22 protein-coding genes are annotated in these 24,347 nt (G+C 68.4%); 7 read left to right on the forward strand and 15 right to left on the reverse strand.

Features of this window, described 5'->3' with window-relative positions; genetic code table 11:
- Window positions 1-45 precede the first annotated feature (45 nt).
- The 5 genes from ACK4SC_RS02415 to rplU all read right to left on the reverse strand — a co-directional run bounded on the left by ACK4SC_RS02415 (window position 46) and on the right by rplU (window position 4,342).
- Window positions 46-1,332 (reverse strand): glutamate-5-semialdehyde dehydrogenase, encoded by a 1,287-nt coding sequence (locus ACK4SC_RS02415; protein ID WP_409614842.1) that lies wholly within the window; start codon window positions 1,330-1,332, stop codon window positions 46-48.
- A gap of 28 nt (window positions 1,333-1,360) precedes the next feature.
- Window positions 1,361-2,146, reverse strand: a complete 786-nt coding sequence (gene proB, locus ACK4SC_RS02420) for a glutamate 5-kinase (RefSeq protein WP_409614480.1) — start codon at window positions 2,144-2,146, stop codon at window positions 1,361-1,363.
- On the reverse strand, window positions 2,143-3,657 hold the full coding sequence (obgE, locus tag ACK4SC_RS02425; RefSeq protein WP_409614482.1) for a GTPase ObgE: 1,515 nt from the start codon (window positions 3,655-3,657) through the stop codon (window positions 2,143-2,145). Before obgE ends, proB begins: the two co-directional genes overlap by 4 nt.
- A gap of 103 nt (window positions 3,658-3,760) precedes the next feature.
- Window positions 3,761-4,015 (reverse strand): 50S ribosomal protein L27, encoded by a 255-nt coding sequence (gene rpmA / locus ACK4SC_RS02430; RefSeq protein WP_096421065.1) that lies wholly within the window; start codon window positions 4,013-4,015, stop codon window positions 3,761-3,763.
- A gap of 18 nt (window positions 4,016-4,033) precedes the next feature.
- Window positions 4,034-4,342, reverse strand: a complete 309-nt coding sequence (rplU, locus tag ACK4SC_RS02435; protein ID WP_096421064.1) for a 50S ribosomal protein L21 — start codon at window positions 4,340-4,342, stop codon at window positions 4,034-4,036.
- Window positions 4,343-4,507: 165 nt separating this feature from the next.
- On the opposite strand from rplU, the gene ACK4SC_RS02440 reads away from it, so the two are divergent.
- Window positions 4,508-4,837 carry a DUF4031 domain-containing protein gene (locus ACK4SC_RS02440; RefSeq protein WP_409614483.1) on the forward strand — a complete coding sequence of 110 codons (330 nt, stop codon included), beginning with the start codon at window positions 4,508-4,510 and terminating at the stop codon, window positions 4,835-4,837.
- On the opposite strand, the gene ACK4SC_RS02445 is transcribed toward ACK4SC_RS02440, so the two are convergent.
- Genes ACK4SC_RS02445 through ACK4SC_RS02460 form a run of 4 tightly spaced genes read right to left on the reverse strand, consistent with a single transcriptional unit; the run spans window position 4,790 to window position 10,481 of the window.
- Window positions 4,790-6,172 (reverse strand): hypothetical protein, encoded by a 1,383-nt coding sequence (locus ACK4SC_RS02445; protein WP_409614485.1) that lies wholly within the window; start codon window positions 6,170-6,172, stop codon window positions 4,790-4,792. The genes ACK4SC_RS02440 and ACK4SC_RS02445 overlap by 48 nt on opposite strands.
- Window positions 6,153-6,893: a TIGR03943 family putative permease subunit gene (locus ACK4SC_RS02450; RefSeq protein ID WP_409614486.1), complete on the reverse strand. Its 741-nt coding sequence runs from the start codon at window positions 6,891-6,893 to the stop codon at window positions 6,153-6,155. The genes ACK4SC_RS02445 and ACK4SC_RS02450 overlap by 20 nt, the downstream gene beginning before the upstream one ends.
- 1 nt (window position 6,894) lies before the next feature.
- A complete protein-coding gene (locus ACK4SC_RS02455) occupies window positions 6,895-7,941 on the reverse strand; it encodes a permease (RefSeq protein ID WP_409614844.1) in 1,047 nt (348 codons plus the stop codon).
- Entirely contained in the window at window positions 7,935-10,481 is a 2,547-nt protein-coding gene (locus ACK4SC_RS02460; protein WP_409614488.1) for an Rne/Rng family ribonuclease, read from the reverse strand. Before ACK4SC_RS02460 ends, ACK4SC_RS02455 begins: the two co-directional genes overlap by 7 nt.
- A gap of 342 nt (window positions 10,482-10,823) precedes the next feature.
- On the opposite strand from ACK4SC_RS02460, the gene ACK4SC_RS02465 reads away from it, so the two are divergent.
- On the forward strand, window positions 10,824-11,429 hold the full coding sequence (locus ACK4SC_RS02465) for a vitamin K epoxide reductase family protein (protein WP_409614490.1): 606 nt from the start codon (window positions 10,824-10,826) through the stop codon (window positions 11,427-11,429).
- A 4-nt stretch (window positions 11,430-11,433) separates the two neighbouring features.
- Here the strand turns inward: ACK4SC_RS02465 and ACK4SC_RS02470 are convergent, their stop codons facing one another.
- From ACK4SC_RS02470 to ACK4SC_RS02480, 3 genes are read right to left on the reverse strand one after another with little or no spacing between them, the layout of a single operon-like run.
- Complete coding sequence (locus ACK4SC_RS02470) at window positions 11,434-11,700, reverse strand: DUF3039 domain-containing protein (protein ID WP_409614492.1); 267 nt, start codon at window positions 11,698-11,700, stop codon at window positions 11,434-11,436.
- Between the two features lie 10 nt (window positions 11,701-11,710).
- Window positions 11,711-13,273: an ABC transporter permease gene (locus ACK4SC_RS02475; protein WP_409614493.1), complete on the reverse strand. Its 1,563-nt coding sequence runs from the start codon at window positions 13,271-13,273 to the stop codon at window positions 11,711-11,713.
- Entirely contained in the window at window positions 13,249-14,154 is a 906-nt protein-coding gene (locus ACK4SC_RS02480) for an ABC transporter ATP-binding protein (protein ID WP_409614495.1), read from the reverse strand. The genes ACK4SC_RS02475 and ACK4SC_RS02480 overlap by 25 nt, the downstream gene beginning before the upstream one ends.
- 204 nt (window positions 14,155-14,358) lie before the next feature.
- On the opposite strand from ACK4SC_RS02480, the gene ACK4SC_RS02485 reads away from it, so the two are divergent.
- The 4 genes from ACK4SC_RS02485 to ACK4SC_RS02500 all read left to right on the forward strand — a co-directional run bounded on the left by ACK4SC_RS02485 (window position 14,359) and on the right by ACK4SC_RS02500 (window position 17,473).
- Complete coding sequence (locus ACK4SC_RS02485) at window positions 14,359-15,051, forward strand: NTP transferase domain-containing protein (RefSeq protein WP_409614496.1); 693 nt, start codon at window positions 14,359-14,361, stop codon at window positions 15,049-15,051.
- Window positions 15,052-15,129: 78 nt separating this feature from the next.
- Window positions 15,130-15,927 (forward strand): ABC transporter permease, encoded by a 798-nt coding sequence (locus ACK4SC_RS02490; RefSeq protein WP_409614498.1) that lies wholly within the window; start codon window positions 15,130-15,132, stop codon window positions 15,925-15,927.
- A gap of 2 nt (window positions 15,928-15,929) precedes the next feature.
- Window positions 15,930-16,673, forward strand: coding sequence for an ABC transporter ATP-binding protein (locus ACK4SC_RS02495; RefSeq protein ID WP_409614499.1), 744 nt, complete (start codon window positions 15,930-15,932; stop codon window positions 16,671-16,673).
- Window positions 16,670-17,473: a hypothetical protein gene (locus ACK4SC_RS02500; RefSeq protein ID WP_409614501.1), complete on the forward strand. Its 804-nt coding sequence runs from the start codon at window positions 16,670-16,672 to the stop codon at window positions 17,471-17,473. The genes ACK4SC_RS02495 and ACK4SC_RS02500 overlap by 4 nt, the downstream gene beginning before the upstream one ends.
- Here ACK4SC_RS02500 and ACK4SC_RS02505 read toward each other — a convergent pair.
- Complete coding sequence (locus tag ACK4SC_RS02505) at window positions 17,451-18,758, reverse strand: CDP-glycerol glycerophosphotransferase family protein (RefSeq protein ID WP_409614502.1); 1,308 nt, start codon at window positions 18,756-18,758, stop codon at window positions 17,451-17,453. The genes ACK4SC_RS02500 and ACK4SC_RS02505 overlap by 23 nt on opposite strands.
- Before the next feature lie 128 nt (window positions 18,759-18,886).
- Between ACK4SC_RS02505 and ACK4SC_RS02510 the strand changes: the two genes are divergently transcribed.
- Complete coding sequence (locus ACK4SC_RS02510) at window positions 18,887-21,679, forward strand: CDP-glycerol glycerophosphotransferase family protein (RefSeq protein ID WP_409614504.1); 2,793 nt, start codon at window positions 18,887-18,889, stop codon at window positions 21,677-21,679.
- Between the two features lie 21 nt (window positions 21,680-21,700).
- Here ACK4SC_RS02510 and ACK4SC_RS02515 read toward each other — a convergent pair whose 3' ends face one another.
- Both ACK4SC_RS02515 and ACK4SC_RS02520 read right to left on the reverse strand, forming a co-directional pair.
- Window positions 21,701-22,753 carry a glycosyltransferase family 2 protein gene (locus ACK4SC_RS02515; protein WP_409614506.1) on the reverse strand — a complete coding sequence of 351 codons (1,053 nt, stop codon included), beginning with the start codon at window positions 22,751-22,753 and terminating at the stop codon, window positions 21,701-21,703.
- Between the two features lie 25 nt (window positions 22,754-22,778).
- On the reverse strand, window positions 22,779-24,296 hold the full coding sequence (locus tag ACK4SC_RS02520) for a S1C family serine protease (RefSeq protein ID WP_409614507.1): 1,518 nt from the start codon (window positions 24,294-24,296) through the stop codon (window positions 22,779-22,781).
- Between the last annotated feature and the right edge of the window lie 51 nt (window positions 24,297-24,347).

Genomic DNA, 24,347 nt, shown 5'->3' on the forward strand with positions numbered 1-24,347 from the left:
GGCTCTCTTTCTCCGGAACGGTGAACGCCAGCAGTCTAGCGGGTGCTAGCTGCGTACCTGCCCGGCGCCGCGGACGATCCACTTCGTGCTGGTGAGCTCGGGAAGCCCCATCGGACCCCGCGCGTGCATCTTCTGCGTCGAGATGCCCACCTCGGCTCCAAAGCCGAACTCGCCGCCGTCGCTGAAGCGCGTGGAGGCGTTCACCATGACCACCGCCGAGTCAACTTCCGCCAGGAATCGTTCGGCGTTGGCCATGTCCCGCGTGATGATCGACTCGGTGTGCTGGGTCGAGAACCGGCGGATGTGGGCGAGCGCAGCATCCAGGTCGTCGACGATGCCGATCGACAGTTCCAGAGCCATGTGCTCGGTCGCGAAGTCGTCGTCGGTTGCCTCGTCGAGGTCACCGACGATCGCGCGGGCGCGCTCGTCACCGCGCACCACGACACCGGATGCTCGGAGCGCTTCGACGACGGACGGAACGAGGCGTGTGGCCGCGTTCGCGTGCACGAGCACCGTCTCGACCGCGTTGCACACGCTCGGCCGCTGGACCTTCGCGTTGTGCACGATGTCGATGGCCATCTGCTCGTCGGCGCTTTCGTCGAGAACGATGTGCACGATTCCCGCACCCGTCTCGATGACCGGCACGGTCGACTCACGCACCACGGTTTGGATGAGGTCGGCACTTCCGCGCGGAATCAGCACGTCGATGAAGCCGCGCGCCCGCATGAGCGCCGTCGCTCCGGCGCGGCCGTGCTCGTCAATGGTCTGCACCGCCTCGGCGGGCAAACCCGAACTCGCCAGGGCGTCCTGAATGATCGCGACGAGAACCTCGTTGCTCGACCGCGCGGCGCTTCCCCCGCGCAGAACCGCGGCGTTGCCGCTCTTCAGCGCGAGCGCCGCGATGTCGACCGTCACGTTCGGGCGAGCCTCGTAGATCGCCCCCACCACGCCAAAGGGCACGCGCACCTGGCTGAGCAGCACGCCGTTCGGGAGGGACGAGCCGCGCACCACTGTTCCCACCGGGTCGGGCAGCGCAATCACATCGCGAACGGCGGACGCCAAGGCGGTCACGCGGGACGCGTCGAGGCGTAGCCGGTCGAGCAGGCCGTCACTCAGCCCGGACTCGCGCCCGCGCGCCAGATCATCGGCGTTGGCGTCGATAATGCGCGCGGTGTTGGCGATCAGGGCGTCCGCGATCGCCGCGAGCGCCGCATCCTTCACCGCCGTCGTCGCTTGTCCGAGTGCGCGGGACGCCTCTTTCGCCGCCGTGAGCGGCGCGTCGATGATGCCGGCCGGAACCGCATCGATCGGCTGGTTCTCGGTGGCGAGCATGGGGCGGACGGTCGTCGAGGTCACGCCGTCATTTTACGGCGGCCGCGTGGAACCAGGTGCCGACGGCCTCCCCCGCAAGAGCGGCAGAGACGTTCGCCGTCGACGTCAGCACGACCGGAGTGCCCTGCCGCGCCGCAAGCAGCGCGGAGGCGACCTTGGTGGCCGCGCCTCCCGTGCCGACTCCGGCAGCACCGGGCTCTCCGATCTCGACGTGTGCGAGGTCGTCATCGGCAGCGACCTCGTCGATGCGCTGGGCACCGGGCTCGTGCGGCGGCTTGGTGTACAGGGCGTCGACGTCGCTCAGCAGGACAAGCAGGTCCGCCGCCACCAGCTCGGCGACCAGCGCCGCGAGTCGGTCGTTGTCGCCGAACCGAATCTCGTGCGTCGCGACGGTGTCGTTCTCGTTCACGATCGGCAGGATGCGCAGCCCGAGCAGGCGATCAATCGCGCGCTGCGCGTTGCTGCGCGGCGTTGCGTGTTCGAGGTCGCCCGCCGTCAAGAGCACCTGGGCCGCCGTCAGCCCGTAGCGGTCGAGGCTGTCCTGGTAGCGCACCATGAGGAGGTTCTGACCGACCGCGGCCGCCGCCTGCTGCGTGGCCAAGTCGTTCGGTCGCGAGTCGAGGTGCAAGAACGGCATGCCGGTGGCGATGGCACCGGAACTGACGAGGATGACCTCCGTGCCGCGCGCGTGCAGCGCGGCGAGAGCGTCAACGAGCGGGCCGATCTGGCCGGTGTTCGCGCCACTGATCGATGATGATCCGACCTTGACGACCACGCGCCGCGCGGCCAGAACGGCCGGTCGAGGCGCGCTCACGCGTCGTCCTCGTCGTCGCGCCACACGCCTGCTTCCCGCTCGCGTTCCAGCTCAGCGCGGGCCTCGGCCTTCGCATCCATGCGCTCTTTGTACCCCTGGCGGCGTTGCGACGTCGTCGGGCGGTTGAGGGCGTCCAGGCGCGGGTCGGTGCCGCGCGGTGCGGTCAGCAGCTCGGCCGCGCTCGTCAGGGTCGGCTCCCAGTCGAAGACGACGCCGTCGCCCGGGCCAATGATCACGGTCGCGCCCGCGACCGCACCCTTGGCGAACAATTCGTCTTCGACACCGAGCTTCGCCAGGCGATCGGCCAGGTAGCCCACGGCCTCGTCGTTGCGGAAGTCGGTCTGCTGAACCCAGCGCTCGGGCTTCTCACCGCGGATGCGGTAGATGTCGCCGTAGCTGCCACCCTCGACGGTGACGGTGAAGTCGACCTCGTTGACCGGGGTCGGACGCAGCACGATGCGCTCGCGCACGGTCGTCTCGGCGGCGCGCGCGTCACGGTCGGCCGCGACCAGCTCGCCGAGGGCGAAGGTCAACTCACGGAGCCCTTCGCGGCTCACGGCACTGATCTCGAAGACACGGTAGCCACGCTTCTCGAGCTCGGGGCGCACGAAGTCGGCCAGCTCGCGCCCGTCGGGCACGTCGACCTTGTTGAGTGCGATGAGCTGGGGCCGCTCGAGCAGCGGCGTTTGCCCCTCCGGCACGTCGTAGGCAGCGAGCTCGGCCAGGATGACCTCGAGGTCGCTGAGGGGATCGCGCCCCGGCTCGAGCGTGGCGCAGTCGAGCACGTGAAGCAGCGCGCTGCAACGCTCGACGTGCCGCAAGAACTCCAGGCCGAGGCCCTTGCCCTCGCTCGCGCCCTCGATGAGGCCGGGAACATCGGCCACCGTGTAGCGCATGTCGCCTGCCTCGACGACGCCGAGGTTCGGATGCAGTGTCGTAAACGGATAGTCCGCGATCTTGGGCTTCGCGGCCGAGATCGCCGCGATGAGGCTCGACTTGCCCGCACTCGGATAACCCACAAGCGCGACGTCGGCAACGGTCTTCAACTCGAGGACGACATCGCCCTCCCAGCCCGGAGTGCCGAGCAACGCAAAACCCGGAGCTTTGCGCTTGGTCGTCGCGAGGGCCGCATTGCCGAGGCCTCCGCGCCCGCCGGGGGCGACAACGATGCGCATTCCCGGCTCGACCAGGTCGACCAGCTCGGTGCCATCCGCGTCGCGCACCACGGTACCGACGGGAACCGGCAAGACGAGGTCGCCCCCCGAGAAGCCCGCGCGGTTGTCACCCATGCCGGGGCCGCCATTGTCGCTCGAGCGGTGAGGCCTGCGGTGGTAGGGCAGCAGGGTCGTTTCTTGGGCGTCGGCGATCAGCACGATGTCTCCGCCGTCGCCCCCGTTACCGCCGTCGGGGCCCGCGAGCGGCTTGAACTTCTCGCGGCGTACCGAGACGCAGCCGTGCCCGCCGTGCCCGGCGCGCAGGTGCAGAGTCACCCGGTCGACGAATGTCGCCACGGTCGGCCTCCTCGCGGCTCGAGCCCCGCGATGGGGGCGGTGGGAAAGACGATGACGGGGCGGGCCGAAGCCCGCCCCGTCATCTCAAGAGTGTGGTCGTGGGTTACTCGCCCGCGACGACGTTGACGACCTTGCGGCCGCCCTTCTGGCCAAACTGCACCGCACCGGCCGACAGCGCGAACAGCGTGTCGTCGCCGCCACGGCCCACGTTGGCACCGGGGTGAAAGTGCGTGCCGCGCTGGCGGACGAGAATCTCGCCGGCCTTGACGACCTGACCGCCAAAGCGCTTCACACCCAGGTACTGGGGGTTCGAGTCGCGGCCGTTACGGGTGGACGAAGCGCCCTTCTTGTGTGCCATGTCTTCTCGCGCCCCTTCTTACTTGATGCCGGTGATCTTGACGCGGGTGAGCTCGGAGCGGTGGCCCTGACGCTTCTTGTACCCGGTCTTGTTCTTGTACTTCTGGATGATGATCTTGGGGCCGCGCAGGTCGCCGAGCACCTCAGCGGTGACGGTGATCTTCGCGAGCTTCTTCGCGTCGGTCGTGACCGTGTCACCGTCGACGTGCAGAACGGGGGTCAGCTGGATCGTGCCGTCCTCACCCGGGGTGACGCGATCGAGCACGACGACCGTGCCGACCTCGACCTTCTCCTGCCGCCCACCGGCGCGCACAACTGCGTAGACCACGTTTCACCTTTACTTCGTTCGAAGGAATCTGTTGCTCAAGACTGAGGGCACGTGCGCGAGCTTCTGCCCAGCGCACACCAACGGTCAAGAATAGCCGAGCGCCACCCGCCCGGTCAAACGAGCTCGGAGCGGTGCGCAACCCCGACAGCCTACACTCTGGGGACCATGGCGATTCTCATCGACCGCCCCGCATGGCCAGCCCACGGCCGACTGTGGGCACACCTCGTGAGCGACAGTTCACTGGAGGAACTGCACGCGTTCGCCCGCAGCGCCGGGATTCCTCGACGCGGCTTCGATCACGACCACTATGACGTTCCGGAGGAACGCTACGACGACCTGGTCGCCCGCGGCGCCCTGCCCGTGTCCGGGCGTGAGCTCGTGCACCGGCTGAGCGCGTCTGGCTTGCGGGTGCGGCAACGCGACAAGCGCGCAGCAGAACTCGGTGAGCTACCAGGAGGGCGCGAAGCCGGCAACGCTGCGCACAAGCTCACCTGAGGCGATATCGACGATCACCACCGTGATCGATGTGGCGCGACCGTTCACCGCCCGGCCGTCTGGCTCGGCCTCGGCCACCACCGGCACCACCTCGATCGCAACGTACTGATCGTTCGGCGAGACGCGGAAGTCGACAAACGAGCCGGCGTCCTGCACGGTCCTGGCGAGCAGGCGAGAGTCTCCTCGTCCGTCGTCCAGCACGATGAGGTTGGCAACCGCCAGACCCGAGGGGTCGGTGACCGCCACCCGCTGCACCCACTCCCCTGACGCGAGCAGGTGGAAGTCGGCCCCGAAGACGAGTTCGTCGTCAAACAGCGACGGGTGGATGCGCTGCTCATCGCCCGATTCGAGGTCGACGGCCACCCCTCCGAAGGGGTCGGTCGCGCTGAGCAGGCGCCCGTCACTCGAGACGCTGTGCACATCGCTGAACTGCGCCACCGGCAAGATCAGGGTCGGGTCGGCCAGCGGCAACCGCAGCAGCGCCTGGTCGAGGTCGTGCACCAGCAGTGCATCCCCCGCCTGCGTGAAGAGTGCATCCCGCGTGACGATGGGCTCGCCGTCGAGACCCGTGACCCACTCTGCGACCCCCGCTCCGGCGAGGTCGACGAGAGCGAGCCACCGGTCGGCGGAGTCCTCGCCGCCGACCGTCGACGACAGGATCACCGCGACCGTCGTTCCGACGCGCGGTACCCGCAGAGCATCGACCCGCAACCCGTCGGCCGGAAGACGTACCCGCTCGACCGCATCAGAGGCGCGATCGACGACCTCCAGGACACTGCCGCCGTCGCCGTCGTCGCGGGCGAGGATCAGCGCGTTCTCGAGCGGTGCGGCGAATTGGATGCCGGGGGCAGCGTGCAGCACCTCGCCTCGACCGGTTCCGGCGACGTCGGCGACCAACACCTCATCGACGTCGTCGCCGCGGTCGACGTAGAGGAATGAACCGGGCGCCGTGGTGAAGGTGTGGACGAAGTCGCTGGTGGCGCTGCGCGAGGGGGACGCGACACCCGTAACCGTCACGGTGTACTCGGTGCCGTAGTTGAGCGCCCGCTCGAACTGCACCGCGATAAGTTCGCCCTGCACGCTTACCTGCACCGGTACCGCCGGCTCCACCGTGATCTGGTCGACCGTGACGTCACTGAGCGGCTGGTTGGCAAACAGTCGCAGCTGCTGGCCTGCCTGCTCGGTCACGCGTACCGAGTCGACCTGCGCGGTCGACAGCTTGGGGCCCTGGAGCGCGCCCAGCAGCAGGAACACCGCGGCAACCCCGGCGGTGACGGCCGTGGTCCACCAGAAGGCGCGTCGGAACGCGCGGCCGTCAGAAGAGGTAGGGCTCACGCGGCTGCTCGATCGGGGTGACAGCGTCGGGGATGACGACAACGGGCTGCACGCTCGCGCTGCTGGGGTTGCTCGCGAAGCTACCGTCGACGCTGATCCACTCGTCGCGGGAGAAGCTCTGACTCCATCCCGGCAGGTACACCGGGACCCCCAGCGGCTGCGCGTCGACCGCGCAGCACGTCACGACGAAGCGCGACACATAGAACACGTTGTCGGGATCGTCGGCATCGGGAGTCACGAAGCCCACCAGCTCGTTGACCGGCTTGTTCGCGAAGAACGACAGATCGCTGGTTTGGCGCAAGATCGTCGCCCACTCGCGAACCGTGAACTGCGCCACCGCATCCGCATCGGCGCTCGTGGCCGCCTCGAACGCCGCCGCGTCGCTCGCGGCGGTGGAGTTGATCTCGCGCTGTTCCGCCGTTGCGGTCGAGAGGGTCGCCGGAGGGATCACGATCATCCCGACCGTGAAGGCCCCCGCGATCGCCGCGGCGGTGAGCGCGACCGCCCGCTGCGGGCGTGACGGAGGGGGTGCATCCTCATCGTCGTGGTGTCGACGCCCCACGAGCGATCCGACGACGAGAACGACGGCGATCACCGCCATCAGCACCGTGAAGACGTTGTACCGCGGGTGAATGTAGAGGGCGAGCTGGCCAGAGACCGCGAGCCACAAAATCACAGCAGCCATCGCGCCGATGATGACGACACCCCGCCAGCGCTGCACGCTACGCCACATAGTTCACCACCAGGCCGAGGGCCGCAGCGAGCAGGCCCACCACGGTCGTGATCTGGATCAGTGTCTGCGTTGAGTAGGTCGTGCGCATGAGGGCGAGCATCTTGACGTCGATGATGGGGCCGAAGACGAGGAAGGTCACGATGGAGCCGGGGAGGAACGTTGCGGCGAACGGCAGGATGAAGAACGCGTCAACGTTCGAGCAGACCGAGATGATGAAGGCCAGCACCATCATCGCGACGATCGACCACAGGGGGTCGCTGCCGAGCGCGACGAGAATCTCGCGGGGGACAATCACCTGGATGCCGCCGGCGACCAGCGCGCCAATCACGAGCGCGGGCATCAGGATGCTCGTCTCGCGAACGAACAGGTCGAGCGTCTGCTGCCACTTCGTCGGATGCTCGTGGCTGGCCTCGTCGATACGGCACTGCTCGGCAAAGCGCGCCGTCAGAAGCGTCTCGGGTTCGGGGTGCTTCGCGTACAGCCAGCCGATGAGGTTCGCAATGAGGAAACCGCCGAGGAGCCGGGCGACAAGGATGCCGTCGTCGAAGCCGAACGCCTGGTGAGTCGTGATGATGACCACGGGGTTCAAGATGGGCGCGGCGATGAGGAACGTCATCGACTCGGGAACCGAAAACCCGCGACGCACTAGGCCGCGCGCGAGCGGCACGTTGCCGCACTCACACACGGGCAGGAACATGCCAAACATCGAGATCACGGCCCGGCGGCCGATCGCGTTACGCGGAAGCCAGCGCATGAGCCAGCTCTGCGGCACCCAGACCTGCACCACGATCGACAGGGTGATGCCGAGAACGATGAAGGGCAGCGACTCGACGAGCACGCTCGTGGCGAGCGTCAGCAGGTCTTGGCCGGCGTTCGGCAGATCCCACGGCCCGTCGGCCGCGGTCAGGTGCCGCAGGGCGACGACACCGACGAGCCCTGCGATGCCCGCGAGCATCCACACGACATGGCGAGGCCGCATACGCCGAGGTGAGTCGGCGAGCAGCGACGTGCGGTCGGGGGCGACGCGGGTCACGATCCGGCGGTCTCCTCACTGCTGGACGGGGTCGCCGTGATGGTACCGGTCGTCGCTCGGCGCGACGCGCGCTTTCGCGTGCCCGGTGCCGGGGGCTCGGGCAGCGACTCGAGAACCGAGCCGAGCAGTTGCTCGGCGGTGCTCGGATCGACGGCACGTCGCTTGCGCTCGCCATTTGTCACCGGCAGCGGAATGTCGAGGATTTCGACCGGAGTCTCGGGAGCGTCGGCAACCGGCGCGTCATTGACCGTCGTCGCCTCGTCAGCCTGAGCCGCGGGCGACGCCGGGGCATCGGGCGCGGAGTCACTGTCGTGATGCACCGTCTTGGCCGCGATCGTCGCGAGCGCCTTCGAGACGTCCTCCGTGATGGCGTGCGCTGCGGGCGCCGGAGCACCCTTCTGCTGGTTGCCGTTACCGCCGCGACCGGAGCCTCCGTTCGCTCCGTTTCCATTGGCCGAACCGCCACGGCGATTGCCGCGCCCACCGTCACCACCGGCGTTCTGGCCGCGGTGCTTCACGACGGGGTCGTGGTGCACGATCAAGCCTCGACCCGCGCAGACGTCACACGTTTCGCTGAAGGTTTCGAGGAGGCCCAGACCGATGCGCTTGCGCGTCATCTGCACCAGGCCGAGGCTCGTCACTTCGGCCACCTGGTGCTTCGTGCGGTCGCGGCTCAGACACTCAACGAGGCGCCGCAGCACCAGATCACGATTGGTCTCAAGCACCATGTCGATGAAGTCGACCACGATGATGCCGCCAATGTCGCGCAGGCGCAGCTGCCGAACGATCTCTTCCGCGGCCTCGAGGTTGTTCTTCGTGACCGTCTCTTCGAGGTTTCCCCCGGAGCCGACGAACTTGCCCGTGTTCACATCGACGACGGTCATCGCCTCGGTGCGGTCGATGACGAGCGAACCGCCCGACGGAAGCCACACCTTGCGCTCGAGTGCTTTCTCGATTTGCTCGGTGATGCGGTGCTCGTCGAAGGGGTCGTGTTCGCCGTCGTGCTTCTCAACGCGCTCGAGGAGGTCGGGGGCGACCGACTCGAGGTAGCTCGTGATCGTGCGGTGCGCTTCGTCGCCGTGGATCACCATCGAGCGGAAGTCCTCGTTGAAGACGTCGCGCACGATCTTCACGAGCAGATCGGGCTCGCTGTGCAGCAGCGCCGGGGCGCCCGAGTTCTCGATCTGCTTCTGAATGTGCTCCCACTGGCTCGTCAGGCGCTGGACGTCCCGAGTGAGCTGCTCTTCCGTCGCACCCTCGGCGGCGGTGCGCACGATCACTCCGACGTTGTCGGGCAGCACCTCTTTGAGGATCTTCTTGAGGCGAGCGCGTTCGGTGTCGGGGAGCTTGCGACTGATGCCACTCATCGACCCGTTGGGGACGTACACGAGGTACCGGCCCGGCAGGCTCACCTGGCTCGTGAGACGCGCGCCCTTGTGCCCGATCGGGTCTTTCGTGACCTGCACGAGCACTTTGTCGCCCGGCTTGAGCGCCAGTTCGATGCGGCGCGGCTGGTTCTTGTCGCCGTCGGCCTGCGCGGCCTCCCAGTCGACCTCGCCCGAGTAGAGCACGGCGTTGCGGCCGCGACCGATGTCGACGAAGGCCGCCTCCATGCTCGGCAGCACGTTCTGCACCTTGCCGAGGTACACGTTGCCGATCAGGCTCGACTCGCTCGAGCGGGCGACATAGTGCTCAACGAGGACGCCGTCTTCGAGAACACCGATCTGGATGCGGTTCTCTTTCGACCGAACGACCATGACGCGGTCGACGCTTTCGCGGCGGGCGAGGAACTCGGCCTCGGTGACAACCGGACGGCGACGCCCTGCGTCACGGCCGTCACGGCGACGCTGTTTCTTCGCCTCGAGCCTCGTCGACCCCTTGATGCGCTGGGGCTCGGTGATCGGCTCGGGCTCGCGTCGAGCCGATCCGCTGCGACCGCGACCCCGTGACCGGGTGCGGGTTGAGCCCTGCTCGTCGTCGTCTCGTCCGTCGCGTTCAGACTGCTCGCGCGCCGACGCGTCGTTGTCGCTCGCGACACCACCGCGTGACCGGCGCCGGCGTCGGCGACCCGACGCACCCGCGTCGTCATCGTCGTCATCATCGGCTGCGCGCGCCGCTACTCCCCCGCGTGCGGGCGCCGTCGTCGCCCGCACGAGCTCGGCAGGCGGCGGCACGAAGAGGAGGTCGGTCGTCGACACGGCTCGCACGGCCGGAGCGGTCTCCTGCTCGGCTTGCTGTGGCTCCGCCTCCGTCGACGTTGTCTCATCGGCGGACATCGGCTCGTCGGCAGATGTCGGCGCGACGGCATCCTCCGTCGGCGCGTCGGTGCCCGAAGCAGGAGCGACCGGCTGTGCCTCCGCCGCTGTCGGGTCTGCCTCGGCGACCGGGTCAGGGGTAGCCGGGGAAACCGACTCGTTCGGGGTGTCGGTCACGGTCGTGGCCGCCGCCTCGTCGGCGCGCTTGCGGCTGCGACCGCCGAAGATGCGTCCGCGGCGGCGGGTGGTGTCGGTGTCGGTCGTGTTGGTGTTGTCATCACTCACCATCGCTGGTGTACTCCTCGACCGTCTGGGCCTGCCAGACGGAACCTGTTATGCCGAACGCCCGCGAGCATCCGGCGAACTCTTCTCTTGCGGTGCCGAGCCGCACAATCGGGGCGGAGCGGAACCGTCGCGCGCTGTCACCACGCTGTCAGGTGCGGAACTGGCTATCCGACGGCCGTGACGCGTCGTGCGCCGCTCGGCCGGCCCGGTCTGTGCCCGGAAAGCTTTTCGTGTGTCGACGCCAGCACAGCTCGCATCGATTGCGCCTCATTATCGCACGCCGAGCGCTCAAGACAGGACGTTCGACCCAGGCGCGCCCCACCGCGGGCGGGCGATACTGGGGCGGTGAGCGATGCGCGACGACCCTGGGCGATGGCCCTCACCCTGCTCATCACCGGCGCCATTGGATGGTGGGGGGCGATGGCTCTCATCATTGAGCGCGTTCGTAGCCTGGCCGACCCGAGCTACGCCATCGCGTGCGACGTGAACCCCCTGCTGTCGTGCGGCAGCGTCATGGTCACGCCCCAAGCGTCGCTGTTCGGATTCCCGAACCCGTTGCTGGGGGTGACCGGATTCGTCGCGCCCATGGCGGTCGGCCTCGCACTGTTGGCCGGCGCGCGCTTCGACCGCTGGTTCTGGGCGCTGTTTCTGGGGGGTGTCAGCGTCGCCTTCGGGTTCGTGCTGTGGCTGTTTCAGCAGTCCGTCTTCGTGATCGGCGTGCTGTGCCCCTACTGCATGGTGGTGTGGGCGGCCACGATCCCGCTGTTCTGGTCGACCCTGTGGTGGAGCCTCGCCACGGCGAAGCTCACCCGGCGCGGCGGGCGCGTGCAGCGAGCCGCCGCGCGCATCCTGCCCTTCACGTGGGCCTTCGTCGTGGCGACCTACGCGGCGATCGCGCTGACCATCCTCGCGATGTTCCCGACCCTGCTCGCGAGTATCGGACTGCGCTGAGGCGCTAGGCCTTCATCCGTTCGTAGATCTTCTTGCAGTCGGGGCAGACCGGAAACTTCTCGGGGTCGCGGCCCGGAATCCACTTCTTGCCGCACAGAGCACGCACGGGCTTGCCGGTCAGAGCCGACTCGAGAATCTTGTCTTTCGGAACGTAGTGCGAAAAGCGCTCGTGGTCGCCGTCCTCGAGCTGCTCCCCCTCGAGAAGCTTTTCGAGCTCACGGTCGAGCACGTCGATGCCGCCGCCCTGTCCCGCGTCGTCGGTCGTAGCCATGCCGGTGATTCTACGTGCGCTGGGCGAGCATGAGCAGGTCAGGGGCGCGGCGACGGAAGACCTGACCGCCGACCAGCACGCCGAGCGCGAGCATGACAAGCCCGCTGCCGACGCCCGCGAGTCCGGCGATCGGCAACCAGCGCGGATCGGCGATGAGGCCCCACCAGGCAACCGTGAGCGCGGGCGACATGAAACCAATCGTGGCCACGAGGGACCCTGCCTGAGACCAGAACGAGCGCGAGCCGGTCAGCGGCGGTTGGTCGAAGGGGCCAGCGCCGGGGCGCGCCGCCGGGTAGGGAGCAAGTGCCGACACGACGCTGGAGACCCCGAGAGCGGTGAACAACAGACCCAGGCTGATGCCCGCCAACGCTTCAAACCCGTTGTCGACGCCCGACCAGAGCGCGAAAAGCGGTGCCGTGATCAGCACGAGCGGAACACCGAGCACGAGGGGCGGAACCAAGCGCCCCCAGCGGTCGGCGGCCCCGCGTAGCGGTGCCGCGACGTGCATCCACAGTGCCGTGTGGTCGTAGGCCGCGTCATTGTGGCTAAACCACCCCAGAAACAACGCCAAGAAGGGCAGCGGGATCAGCCACAACAGGGGCAGGGGCACGCCAGCGATCAGCAACGCCAGCATGATCAGCGGTGGAGCGAGGGGCAGACCGAGCAACACGAGTCGGTAGCGCGGGTCGCGTGACCAGTAGAGAAGGGACCGCGCCGCGATGACGCCGCCAGGGGTCGCCGGTGTCATGTCGAACCAGCCGAGCCCCGCGTCGATGCGACGGTCATCGCTGGGCCGTCGCGTGTCGGCGGCAACGAGCAGTCTGCCGACCGTCCACCGCCAGAGCACCGCGAGTGCACCGAGAGCGGCGATGGCGATCGCCAACCGAACGGCGACCTCGGGCCCCGGCTCACCGATCGCTGCCCAGGTCAGGCCGCCGGGGCTGCGGCCCACCACGGAGGCAAACCGCGCGAGCGCCACGTCGTCATCACCACGAGCGGCGACGATGGCGGCAAGGGCGGCGCAGGCGATGGCGATGGCGACCACGGCGCGCGCCGTTGCCGTCACGGCTCGTGCGGCGGGCTCAGAGACCGCGAGCTGCGCGGCGATGGCGACCAGCAATTGTGACGACAGGATGATCGTGAGCGCGGTGACAACTCCCGCCGCGACCGCGACGCCGCGGCCGGGCTGCTGCGACCACGCGCTCTCCACCGAGATCGCCAGAGTCACGGCGAGCAGGCCGGGCACGCCGACGAATCCCGCCGCATACAGGCCGAGCGCAAGCCGGCCCGCCGGAATCGGATAGGCGGCAAAACGGCGCGGCTCCATCGCTGACCCGAGCCCCGCCGACAGCGGGGCGACGAGAATGCCGAACGACAGCGCGCCCGCGGCGATGATGAGCGCGGCGCGGTGCCCCGGGTCGGTGACGTCTGCGGATGACGCAGCCGCGAGCATCCCGACGGTGACAACGAGCACAAGCGCACTGAGGGCGAGGCTGCGAACAGCGCGCCGAGAGCCGGGGCGGAGGGCGGAGGCGAGAAGGGCGAGCTTCAGTCGGAGAAGGTCGTCAACCACTCGAGCCCCTCCACAGCCTGGCGGCCGCCCGCCAGTTCGACGAACCGCTCCTCCAGGCTCAGCCCGTCGCGCACCTCAGCCATCGAGCCGCTGGCCAGGATGCGCCCGCCGACGATGACGGCCACCTCGTCACACATGCGCTCGACGAAGTTCATGTTGTGACTCGAGAGCACGACCGTGCCTCCGGCGTCGGCGTACCGGCGCAAGACGTCGGACGCGCGCTGCGTCGACACCGGGTCGACCGCCTCAAAGGGCTCATCGAGCACGAGCAGGCGCGGCGAATGAATGAGCGCGGCGGCCAGCGAGATCTTCTTGACCATGCCGATCGAGTAGTCGCGCACGGGTCGCTCGAGAGCATCCTCGAGACCCAACGACCGCCCGAGGTCGGCGGTGCGGGCGCGCGCGGTCTCGCGGTCGAGACCGTGCAGAACGCCCGCGTAGTACAGAAGCTGTGCGCCCGTGAGGAGGTCGAACAACCGCATGCGATCGGGCAGCACGCCGATCAGTCGCTTCGCCTCGATGGGCTTCGCCCACACATCGGCGTCGACGACGCGCACCCGCCCGGAGTCGGGCCGGAGCAGGCCGGTCACCATGCCGAGAGTGGTGGTCTTTCCCGCGCCGTTCGGCCCCACGAACCCGAAGATCGAGCCACGACGAACGTCGAACGAGACGCCGTCAACGGCCGTCGTACGACCGAAGCGCTTGGTCAGCTGCTCAACGTGCAGGACGACCGGAGCGGGTTCGGGAGCGGGCCGCTTGGCGGCAGCACCTGACGTAGGCGTCGTGGCCTTTGAGCCCTTCTTGTTCGCCGCTTTTGAGGTCGACTGTGGCCGTTTCGGGGTGGCCGAGCCCGACTTCTGGCCCGCTTTGGCGGCGCTCACGCGACCCACCGTACCAACGCCGACGGGTCGGTGTAGTCGACGCACCCACCGCGGGGAGAAATACTCGGCAATCGCCACAACGGGGCCCGGTCGGCGGCACGTTGCGGATTCGAGATGAACGGCTTCTGAATTTTCGCTGTCTATTCAGGTAAACTCGCCCGGTACACGACGAAGTGTCATCGCCTACCCCCAAAGGAGTCCGTCATGACCGTCAACGTCGTCATTCTCGCCGCTGGCATGGGAAGCCGTCTCGGCCGTAGCCTGCCGAAGCCGCTCACCGAGCTCAGCGATGGCCGCACCATCATGCAGCAGCAGCACGACAACATCCGTGCCGCCTTCGGTGACGACGCCGTCATCACCACGGTCGTCGGCTACAAGCTCGAGCACATCGTCGAGGCCTTCCCTGATGTCGAGTACGTCTACAACGAGGCGTACGACCAGACCAACACGTCGAAGAGCCTGCTGCGGGCCCTCAAGGCAACCGGCAAGGCCGGCGTCCTGTGGCTGAACGGCGACGTCGTCTTCGACCCGCAGGCGCTCGTGCGGTCGGCGCCGCTCGTGCACGCCGACCGCAGCTTCGTGACCGTCAACACCGCCAAGGTGAGCGACGAAGAGGTCAAGTACACGGTCGACGCCGAGGGCTTCATCAACGAGATCTCGAAGGAGGTCGTCGGAGGCCTGGGCGAGGCTGTGGGCATCAACTACATCTCGAGCACCGACAAGCAGGCTCTGATCGCCCACCTGAAGCGCGTCGATGACCAGGACTACTTCGAGCGCGGCATCGAGCTGGCGATCCAGCACGACGGTCTGCGTATTGAGCCCGTCGACATCAGCGACCTGTACGCCGTCGAGGTCGACTTCGCCGAAGACCTCGAGCGCGCGAACCTCTTCGTCTAATTCGCCGCAATCGGATGTACGGGGCCGGTTCGGCTCCGTCTGCGTCCGCTCGCGCCCGAACCCGCTAGCGTTTCTGCCGTGACCACCGCCGCCTCGACGCCCGCGCGCCGCTCTCCCGCGGCCGCCTACCGGCAATCGCTGTGGTTGCTGACGTCTCGCGACCTCAAAGTGCGGTACTCAACGTCGTTTCTTGGCTATCTCTGGAGCGTGCTCGACCCGCTCGTGATGGCGGGCATCTACTGGTTCGTCTTCACGCAGGTGTTCGACCGCACGGTGGGGGCCAGCCCGTACATTGTGTTTCTGCTCGCGGGACTCCTGCCCTGGATGTGGTTCACGGGCGCCGTCGGCGACTCGACGCGCGCCTTCATCCGCGACGCGAAGCTGGTACGGTCCACGCGCATCCCCCGCAGTATTTGGGTGAATCGCATCGTGCTGTCGAAGGGCATCGAGTTCGTCCTGAGCCTGCCCGTGCTGGCCGTATTCGCGATCGCGTTCGGCGCCGAGTTGACGTGGGGCGTGCTGTGGTTCCCGCTCGCGATGCTGTTGCAAGCCATCGTCATCGTGGGGCTCGGGCTGATCATTGCCCCGCTCGTGGTGTTCTTCCGCGACCTCGAACGCGCTGTCAAGTTGATTCTGCGCTTCCTGTTCTACGCCTCGCCCATCATCTACGCGATCGATGACCTCCCCGATGGCCTGGAAGTGTGGGCGGCCTTCAACCCCCTCGCCGGCATCTTCTCGCTGTACCGAGCCGCGTTCTTCCCCGAGCTGCTCGACCTGCGCGCTGTCGCGATCGCCGCGCTCATGTCGCTGCTGTTCCTGGGCATCGGCACGCTGGTCTTCCGCCGCACCATTCGCGCCGTCTTGAAGGAGGTGTGAGCGTGGCTGAACCGGTCATCGAAGTTCGGGATGCGGGCATCCGCTTTCGCCGCAATCGTGGCGGCCGACGGTCGTTCAAAGACCTCTTCGCCGGGCGAAATCGACGCGCACGTCCCGGCGAGTTCTGGGCGCTCCGCGGGGTAACGACGACGGTGCACGCCGGCGAAGCCATCGGTGTCGTCGGCCGAAACGGCCAAGGCAAGTCGACGCTGCTGAAGCTCGTCGCGGGAGTCATGCTGCCCGACGAGGGTTCGGTGACTGTGCACAAGGGCGTTGCGCCCCTCATCGAGATCACCGGCGGGTTCGTCAACGACCTCACGGTGCGAGAAAACGTGCTGCTGACCGCGGGCCTGCACGGCATGACCCGCAGCGCGATCGACGAGCGTTTCGACGAGATCATCGACTTCGCTGAACTCGGCGACGTCATCGACACCCCGTACAAGCACCTCTCGAGCGGCATGAAGGTGCGCCTGGCGTTCTCGGTTATCTCGCGACTCGACGAGCCGATTCTGCTCGTGGATGAGGTGCTCGCGGTCGGCGACAAAGCCTTCCGCGACAAGTGCTACGCCCGCATCGATGAGCTGCTCTCCGGTGGTCGAACGCTGTTCTTCGTGTCGCACAACGAGCGCGACCTCAAGCGGTTCTGCACCCGCGGGCTCTACCTCGACAAGGGCGCCCTCGCGCTCGATGGGCCCATTACGGACGTGCTCGAGCGCTACAACACCGACTACGGAACGAAGAAGTGACCGAGGTTGAGCGGCAGGCCGACCCGCTGCTGATCCGGGGCCTCCGTGCCGCCATGTCGGCCCAGCGCCCAGCCGTCGTGGCCCACATTCGGTCGATTCGTCAGCGCTACCCTCACGCGACGCCGGAGCAGGTGGTGCGCATTCTCGAGCGACGGTACCTGGCGGGCGTCACCGCGACCGGTGCCGGAAGCGGCGCGGCAACGATGATTCCCGGCGTGGGAACCGCCGTCGGGCTCACCGTGATCGGCGTCGAGACCGTCACGTTCTTCGAAATGACCGCACTGTACGCCCAGTCGGTGGCCGAAGTGCACGGCATCGTGGTCGACGATGAGGAGCGCGCCCACACGCTCGTGATGGCCCTGCTGCTCGGCGGCCCGGGCAAAGATCTCGTGCAGCAGTTTCTGCTGCAGGCCTCGGGCTCGGGCCCCGATCGCCGGCAGTACTGGGGCGAGACGGTGGCATCGGCCATGCCCAAAGCCCTCACGACGGCGCTCAATGCGAAGCTGCGAGAGCAGTTTGTGCGCCGATTCGCCGTCGCACAGGGCGGCAGCATGGCGGGTCGTCTGATCCCATTCGGCATCGGCGCCATCATCGGAGGCAGCGCAAACCGGACGCTCGGCGGCCGCGCGGTCGACGCGGCACGGGAAGCGTTCGGGCCGGCCCCGGCGCTCTTTCCGCCAGGACTCGAGCCGGTCGTCAAACCGCCCAGGGCCCCCAAGGCTCCGCGAGCGACAGGAGAGAAACGTCGCCTCTCGCTGCGCCCCGCGATCGACGGCGCTAAACGGCGACTCGGTCGCTGAGCGCCTCGTCGTCGAGCGGGTCGTCGGCGTCGTGCTCGGTGCCCCGCACTACCGGATCACCGAGATGCTCGCGCTCGGCCTCATGCCAGCGTTCGATGAGCTGCTCGACCGCCGCGTGAAAGCGCTCCGTGGCCGCCCCGGGAGTTGTGTCGCCGAAGTAGTGCGTCGCCCAGTGCTGCAGGGCCGCGTGCGCGTCAGCATCGGTGAGCACTCGGTCGAGCGCGGGGACCACCTCCGCCGCAGCATCGGCGGTCAGCCACTCACACGCTGAGAGGTAGCCGCCCGTATCGACCAGGGCATCCGGCGACAGCGGTTTCGTGACCAGCAGGGGTTTGCCCGTGGCGAGCCGGTCGTAAATCATCGCCGAGATGTCGCAGATGGCGACGTCGGCGGCGGCAAGTTGCCAGCCCAAGCTCGGTCCGTCATCGAAGATGTGGTGAGCGCCGGGGTCGCTCACGTTGGCCTGCTCGATCGCCTGCACGATGCGACGATGCGCCTGGCCGTAGTCACGGTCGAGGACGCCACTGCGAGGATGTGGTCGATAGATCACCCGGTGCCGCCCGGTCGCGAGCAGCGCCGAGACGATAGCCTCACCGTGGCTCGCGATGGACCCATATGCAGCTGCTGGCCGATCGCCCTCCCACGTCGGGGCGTACAGCACCACGGTGCGGTCGTCCGGGCTGTACGGCAGATCGGAGGCAAAGTGGTCAGCCTGCGGGCGACCAATACGGAATGTCCGCGATGCGAGGTCGTAGCCCCACAGCACCTTGCTGAGCCGATCATGGGCCGCCTGCCCGGCAATGAACGCGAAGTCGTACGCCTTGTACTGGTTCGTCGTCATGTACATCTTGTCGGACTCACCGTGGTTGATGAATACGTGCCACATACGTCCGTAGCGGAACATCTGGAAGTTCTTGGCGTTCTGGTTGACGTACATCACGAGGCGCGTGGGGTTCTGCGCGACGAACTGCTCAAGGTCGAGCACCGTGCGGCAATACGCAACGGGCACGGGGCTTTCCTCGAGCAACGCGAGGGTGGCGCCCGGACTGCGCGTGATGATCGCAACCCGTCGAGTTGTCGCCAACGTGGCCAGCGGCGCAAACCACTGACGCAGCTGGTAGAGGTTGACCACGCCGTCGGCGAAGTAGACGGCCACCTCGATGTCGTTGGGCAGAGTCAGGTCGACCTCCGCCATGCGCTTGTCCATCTGCAGACGGTTGCGACGCTGCCGCAGGAGGCGCGTAATCACCCGGCGCGCTGTCTTCAGCTGTTCCCCCACGTTCACCCCCCGATTCTCGCAAGCCGGACGCGGCACACCTGACCATTCCCGTACACCGTTATGGAGTCGTAGCGAGGGCAGGGAAGGCGCAGACGTGCGGTGGTCGAAGCCACCCGCGTGCAAGAATCAGCGCGATGGCCCGCTTCACGTTCAGCGCCGGCAACGCCCGGGTGCTTGCCCGCGCTCCGCTCTATGTGGCCGGCTGGATCGCGGCTGTCCTGGTGCCACGCTCACCCCGGCGTTGGGTGTACGGGAGCGGCATCGGGGTAGGCGAAGGCGCGCTCGCCGTGTACGACGCCGCTGTCGCCCGCGGGGATGGGCGTGAGCACCTGTGGCTCGCCTCGAGCCGCGCCGAGCGCGACGAGGCACGCGCGCGCGGTATGCGCAGTCACCTGAAGCGGGGCCCGCGGGGGCTGTGGGCAACGCTGCGGGCGGGAGTCATCGTCGTGACGCACGGCGCCGGCGACGTCAACCGCTTCGGTACGCGCGGGGCCACACTCGTGCAGCTCTGGCACGGTATCCCGCTCAAGCGCCTCCACCTCGACACCCCGACGGCATTGCGACTGCCCTTCGTGGGATCGCTTCCCGGAGCACGCCGCCTCATGGCCGGGCTCTATCGGCGCGCGGGCCGCGAGATTTCTCTGTTCCCGGTGGCGTCCGAACTGGTGGCCACGCGCATCCGGAGCGCCTTCGGGATTGCGTCAGATCGCGTGATCGCGTTGGGAGAGCCGCGCGACGACGTCCTCGTCGCTGGAGATCCGCAGACGCGACGTCGGGACGCGCGTGCCCGTATCGAGACAGCAATCGGTCCGATTCGCGCCGGCTCCGTTGTGCTGTACGCCCCGACCTGGCGCGATGGCGCCGTCGACCCGGCGATCCCGAGCGCTGCCGAGTGGACAGCCATCGCCGAGTGGTGCGAAGCCACCGAGACGACGCTGCTGGTGCGGTCGCACCCGCTGGGGGCTGGATCGTACGAGGACGGTCTGGCCGCGAGCGATCGGATTCGCATGATCGGGCGTGACGTGATCGCCGACGTCACCCCGATCATCCCGGCGCTGGATGCCGTCGTCACCGACTACTCGTCGATTGCTTTCGACGCGGCGATCGCCGAGGTGCCGAGCATCTTCTTCGCCCCGGACGTCGCGACGTACCTCGCTACGCGCGGCCTGTACATGCCGTATGCGGAATTCACGGGCGGTCGCCACGTGACGCACTGGCGGGCGGTGCTCGATCAGCTCGATCAGCTACGGGATGCCCGCAGCGCGTTCGCGCGCGTCGTCGCCGAACACACGCGCTGGCTGCGCGACGAGCACGTCGACCAGCTTGAGGGCGGCGCAACCGAACGGGTTCTTGACGCCATCGACGCGATCGTGGAGGGTCGGCCGCTCGAGCGCCCCGACACGCTCGGCGCGCCGAGCGCAGTGACGATCGACCACGTCACACTCGACGGCGAAACGCTGCGGCTGGAGGGCGCGAGCGCCGTCGACATCGCGTCCGTTGCCCTGGTGGGGCCGCGCATGCGGCTGGACGCAACCAGCACACTCGTGAATGGGCGATTGACGGTGACCGTGCCCCTGATTCGCGAGCGCTGGGGACGCGCCGGACTCGCCCCAGTCAGCGGGACGTACCGGTTGCAGTGGCTCGCGGTGGGCGCCGCCCACGAGTCGGGCCGGGCCCGCGTCACCGGCTCCCTGCCCCCGTCGGTCATGACGAGTCTGCTTCGCGCCGATGTCGCCGCCGAGTCAGGTGGCGTCGTCGTGACGGTCAGCGCACCCCTGCGTGACGACGAACGCGGGTATCGCGCGCAGCGCCGACGCGAACGCGCCTACCGCCGCGCACGGCCCGAACCCGAGAACGCGGTCATGTTCGAGAGCTTCTACTCGCAGACCGCCGCCTGCAACCCGCTGGCCATCGACCGCGAACTTGCCTCGCGCCGCGCCGACATCACGCGCTACTGGAGCGTCGTCGACCACTCGGTCGCGGTTCCACCCGGAGCTGTCGCCGTTGTCGAAGGGTCGGACGAGTGGTGGCGAGTACGCGGCGCGGCGCGGCTCATCGTGGTCAACGACTGGATGCGGAAGCGCTGGAAACCCCGCGCCCACCAGCGGGTGGTACAGACCTGGCACGGCACCATGCTCAAGCGGCTCGCCCTCGACCGCGACGGGGTGGGCGTGCACACGCGTTTGGCCGTGCGCCGCGAGTCGGCACGCTGGAACGTGCTGCTCGCGCAAAACGACTACGCGGCAGCGATCTTCCGGCGCGCGTATGCGTTCACCGGCCCCATCTGGGTCGACGGGTATCCGCGTGACGACGTGCTCATCTCCGGCGACCGCGATGCGATTCGGCGTCGCATCGGGCTGGATCCCGGCCAGCGGGCAGTGCTCTACGCTCCAACGTGGCGCGACGACGCTCACGACCTCGTCGACTATCTCGATCTGCCCAGTGTCGCGCCCGAGCTGAATGAGCTGACCGGCGCCGCCCACGTCGTTCTCGTGCGCGGCCACAGCCGCACCCTGCGCGGCGGAACCGACCGGCGAGCTCCGGGACTCATCGACGTGACGACCTACCCCGACATGAGCGAACTGCTCCTCGCCGCCGACGTGATCATCACCGACTACTCCTCCATCATGTTCGACGCGATCACCACGGAGGCCCCGCTCGTTCTCTTCGCTCCCGACCTCACGAAGTACCGCGAACAGCTGCGCGGGTTCTACTTCGACGTCACGGCAACGTTCCCTGGGCCCACCGTGACGGATCGCGCCGCCCTGCTGGCGGTGCTGGCGCAGTTGGCTGACGGCGAGCATCCCGATGCGACCGTGTGGGGTCGGCGACGCGCCGACTGGCGCGCGCGGTTCGCCCCCCTCGACGACGGCCACGCCTCGACACGCGTCGTGGACCGCATCTTCGCCGAGGGGATGCTCAACTAGCGACGGTCGCGATTGCGACGCTCAGGATTCGGTGCGCGACCGATCGACAGACCCGCGCGCGCCGAACAGCGCCCCGCCGATGAAGCCGGCGCCCCACGCGAAGTGCATGGTCGCGATGACCGCGACGAACGCGGCACGGTCGCGCACGGTGCGACCGCCCAGTGGGGTGACGAGAGCAACAAGCAACAGCAGCAGGTAGAGCGCCGTCGGCGCGGTGATGACCGCGAGGGCTACCGGGCCGGTGTCGGGCTCGAGTATCCCGATGGCCAGAGCGACCAGACCGAACAGACTGAGCGCGCTGGAGGCGACGAGCGCCGGCGGAGCGTAGTAGCGGATGGGACTCCGGCCGCCGGCGCGTCGCACCAGCTCGCCCCGCCAGATGCCGGTGGCCCGAAATTGTCGGGCAAGCTTGCTCCACGTGTCGCGGGGCCAGTAGGTGACGCGCAGCGCCGGGTCGAGCCAGACAACGTGCCCCGCGTCGCGGAGGCGCTTGTTCAGCTCCCAGTCTTCCCCGCGGTTGATCTGTTCGTCGTAGAGGCCGATGTCGAGCAGTTCGTCGCGGCGCATGATGCCGAGGTACGCGCTCTCGGCGGGACCTTCTTCGCCGCCGGTGTGATAGCTCGCGCCGCCGAGGCCCAGGCGGCTGTTGTAGGCGCGGGCAACCGCGCGCTGGAAAGGGGTGCGCCCGTGGGCGACCATCAGGCCACCGACGCTGACGGCTCCCGTTCGTTTGAGCGTGGCGACGCCGGCCGCCGTGTACCCCTCGCTCAATTCGGTGTGCGCGTCGACGCGCACGATGATCGGGTGGCGGGATGCCCGGATCGCGCGGTTCAGCCCGATCGGGATCGCCATGTCGGGGTTGTCGACAATGCGGATGCGCGGGTCGGCGTCGGCGCGCTGGCGCACGCGCTCGCTGGTTCCATCGGTGGAGGGGCCGAGGGCGAGCACGAGTTCGGTCGGCCCGTCGTACTGCTGAGCAAGCACGCTGTCGATCGCATCGTCGATGTAGGCGATCTCGTTGTAGACGGGCATGACGTAACTCACGCCGGTGCGCTGTGTGTCAGGCTCGCCCATGCCCCGAATCTAGCGGGTGTTCGGGCTATTGCAGTTCGTCGAGCGTGACGCGAACCTCACGTGCCTGCCCTCCCCGCACGTAGACGAGCGTCGCGTCGTCGCCGCCGGCGAGCACCCGCACTTGCGCGGTCAGGTCGATGCGGTTGGTGATGGGCACGCCGTTGAACTCGGTGACGATGTCGCCGGGCCGCAAGCCCGCCAGCTCGGCTGGCCCGCCGGGGCTGACCTGGTCGATGAGCGCGCCGACGACGGGGCTCGTGGCGGTGTTGGAGGCGTCTGTGACGGTGGCGCCGAGAAGGCCATGGCTCGCCCGCCCGGTTTCGATGAGTTCGGTGGCGATGCGCTGGGCGAAGTTGGCGGGAATCGAGAAGCCGACGCCGATGCTGCCGGCGGTCGACGTGCCTCCGGCCGTTGCGATGGCGACGTTGATGCCAATGAGTCGTCCGTCGCTGTCGAGGAGGGCACCGCCGGAGTTGCCGGGGTTGATGGCGGCGTCGGTCTGGATGACGCTCAGCGAGATGGGGGCACTGGGGCGGCGCTGTGGTTCAGAGTCTCCGGGGGGCGCAAAGTTCCAGAAGTCGAAGGGCGGAGCGTCGCCGCTGTCGCTGTCGTCGCCGTCGTCTTGCATCTCGGGCGGCGCGTCGGGAACGGCAGAGGATCGCACGGTGATTGACCGGTTGAGCGCGGACACGATGCCGTTGGTCACCGTGCCGCTGAGGCCGAGGGGTGCGCCGATGGCGATGGCGCGGTCGCCGACGTTGAGCTGGTCGGAGTCGCCGAATTCGATGGGCTGCAGGCCGCTGGCGCCTTCGAGCTGGACGACGGCGAGGTCGGCGATGGGATCGGCTCCGACGAGGGTGGCGTTCCAGATTCGACCGTCGTGGGTGGTAACGCGGATGCTCGGGGCCGAGGTCGCGCCATCAAGGGTGGCGACGTGCGAGTTGGTCAGCACGTAGCCGTCTTCGCTCAGGATCACGCCCGAGCCGCTGCCAGCCGCTCCGTTGGTGGCGCTGACGCTGATGGTGACGATCGAGGGCATTGCCCGGGCGACAACGCCCGTGACTTCGGTCGCGTTGTCGGGGTTGTTCACGGTGACCGTGGTCGGGCTGCCGCCGCTGGTTATGGTGCCGGGCTGCCCACCGTAGAGGGCCGCGACGACACCACCCCCGGCGGCACCGCCGATGAGGGCGCCGACGGCGAGCGCGGCAACCACGGGGAGAAGGGAGCGGCGCTGGGCGGGGTTTGCCGCGTGGGAGGGGTGCACGGGGGGCACGGGGGTTGCCGGGTTAGTTGCTGGGTCCCCGAGGAGGGGTTGCGGCTGCGCGTCGGCGGCATCGTCAGCTGAGGCGACGGTGTTCTGCGCCGGAGCCGCGGGCGCGGCGTTGTCGGTGGGCGGCGCCGTGTTCTCGGCGGGCTGCGCGGCGGTGTCAGCCGATTGCGTGGCGTTCTCGGCCGGCTGTGCGGCGGTGCCGGCCGGCTGCGCGGCGGTGTCGTCGCTGCGGGGTGCGGCGGGCACGTCGGGCTGCTCGGGGGTGCTGCTCATGGTGATGGGTCCTTTCGCCGCGTACAGCGTGCTCCGTCAACCTTGGCATGG

Source organism: Microcella sp., assembly GCF_046293215.1.
Classification (GTDB): Bacteria; Actinomycetota; Actinomycetes; order Actinomycetales; family Microbacteriaceae; genus Microcella.

What these genes read in the sequence shown, in the direction of transcription:
- ACK4SC_RS02415 (WP_409614842.1), bottom strand. Translation starts at nt 1,332, where the DNA reads ATGCTCGCCACCGAGAACCAGCCGATCGATGCGGTTCCGGCCGGCATC.
- rpmA (WP_096421065.1), bottom strand. Translation starts at nt 4,015, where the DNA reads ATGGCACACAAGAAGGGCGCTTCGTCCACCCGTAACGGCCGCGACTCG.
- ACK4SC_RS02440 (WP_409614483.1), top strand. Translation starts at nt 4,508, where the DNA reads ATGGCGATTCTCATCGACCGCCCCGCATGGCCAGCCCACGGCCGACTG.
- ACK4SC_RS02460 (WP_409614488.1), bottom strand. Translation starts at nt 10,481, where the DNA reads ATGGTGAGTGATGACAACACCAACACGACCGACACCGACACCACCCGC.
- ACK4SC_RS02470 (WP_409614492.1), bottom strand. Translation starts at nt 11,700, where the DNA reads ATGGCTACGACCGACGACGCGGGACAGGGCGGCGGCATCGACGTGCTC.
- ACK4SC_RS02485 (WP_409614496.1), top strand. Translation starts at nt 14,359, where the DNA reads ATGACCGTCAACGTCGTCATTCTCGCCGCTGGCATGGGAAGCCGTCTC.
- ACK4SC_RS02510 (WP_409614504.1), top strand. Translation starts at nt 18,887, where the DNA reads ATGGCCCGCTTCACGTTCAGCGCCGGCAACGCCCGGGTGCTTGCCCGC.
- ACK4SC_RS02515 (WP_409614506.1), bottom strand. Translation starts at nt 22,753, where the DNA reads ATGGGCGAGCCTGACACACAGCGCACCGGCGTGAGTTACGTCATGCCC.
- ACK4SC_RS02520 (WP_409614507.1), bottom strand. Translation starts at nt 24,296, where the DNA reads ATGAGCAGCACCCCCGAGCAGCCCGACGTGCCCGCCGCACCCCGCAGC.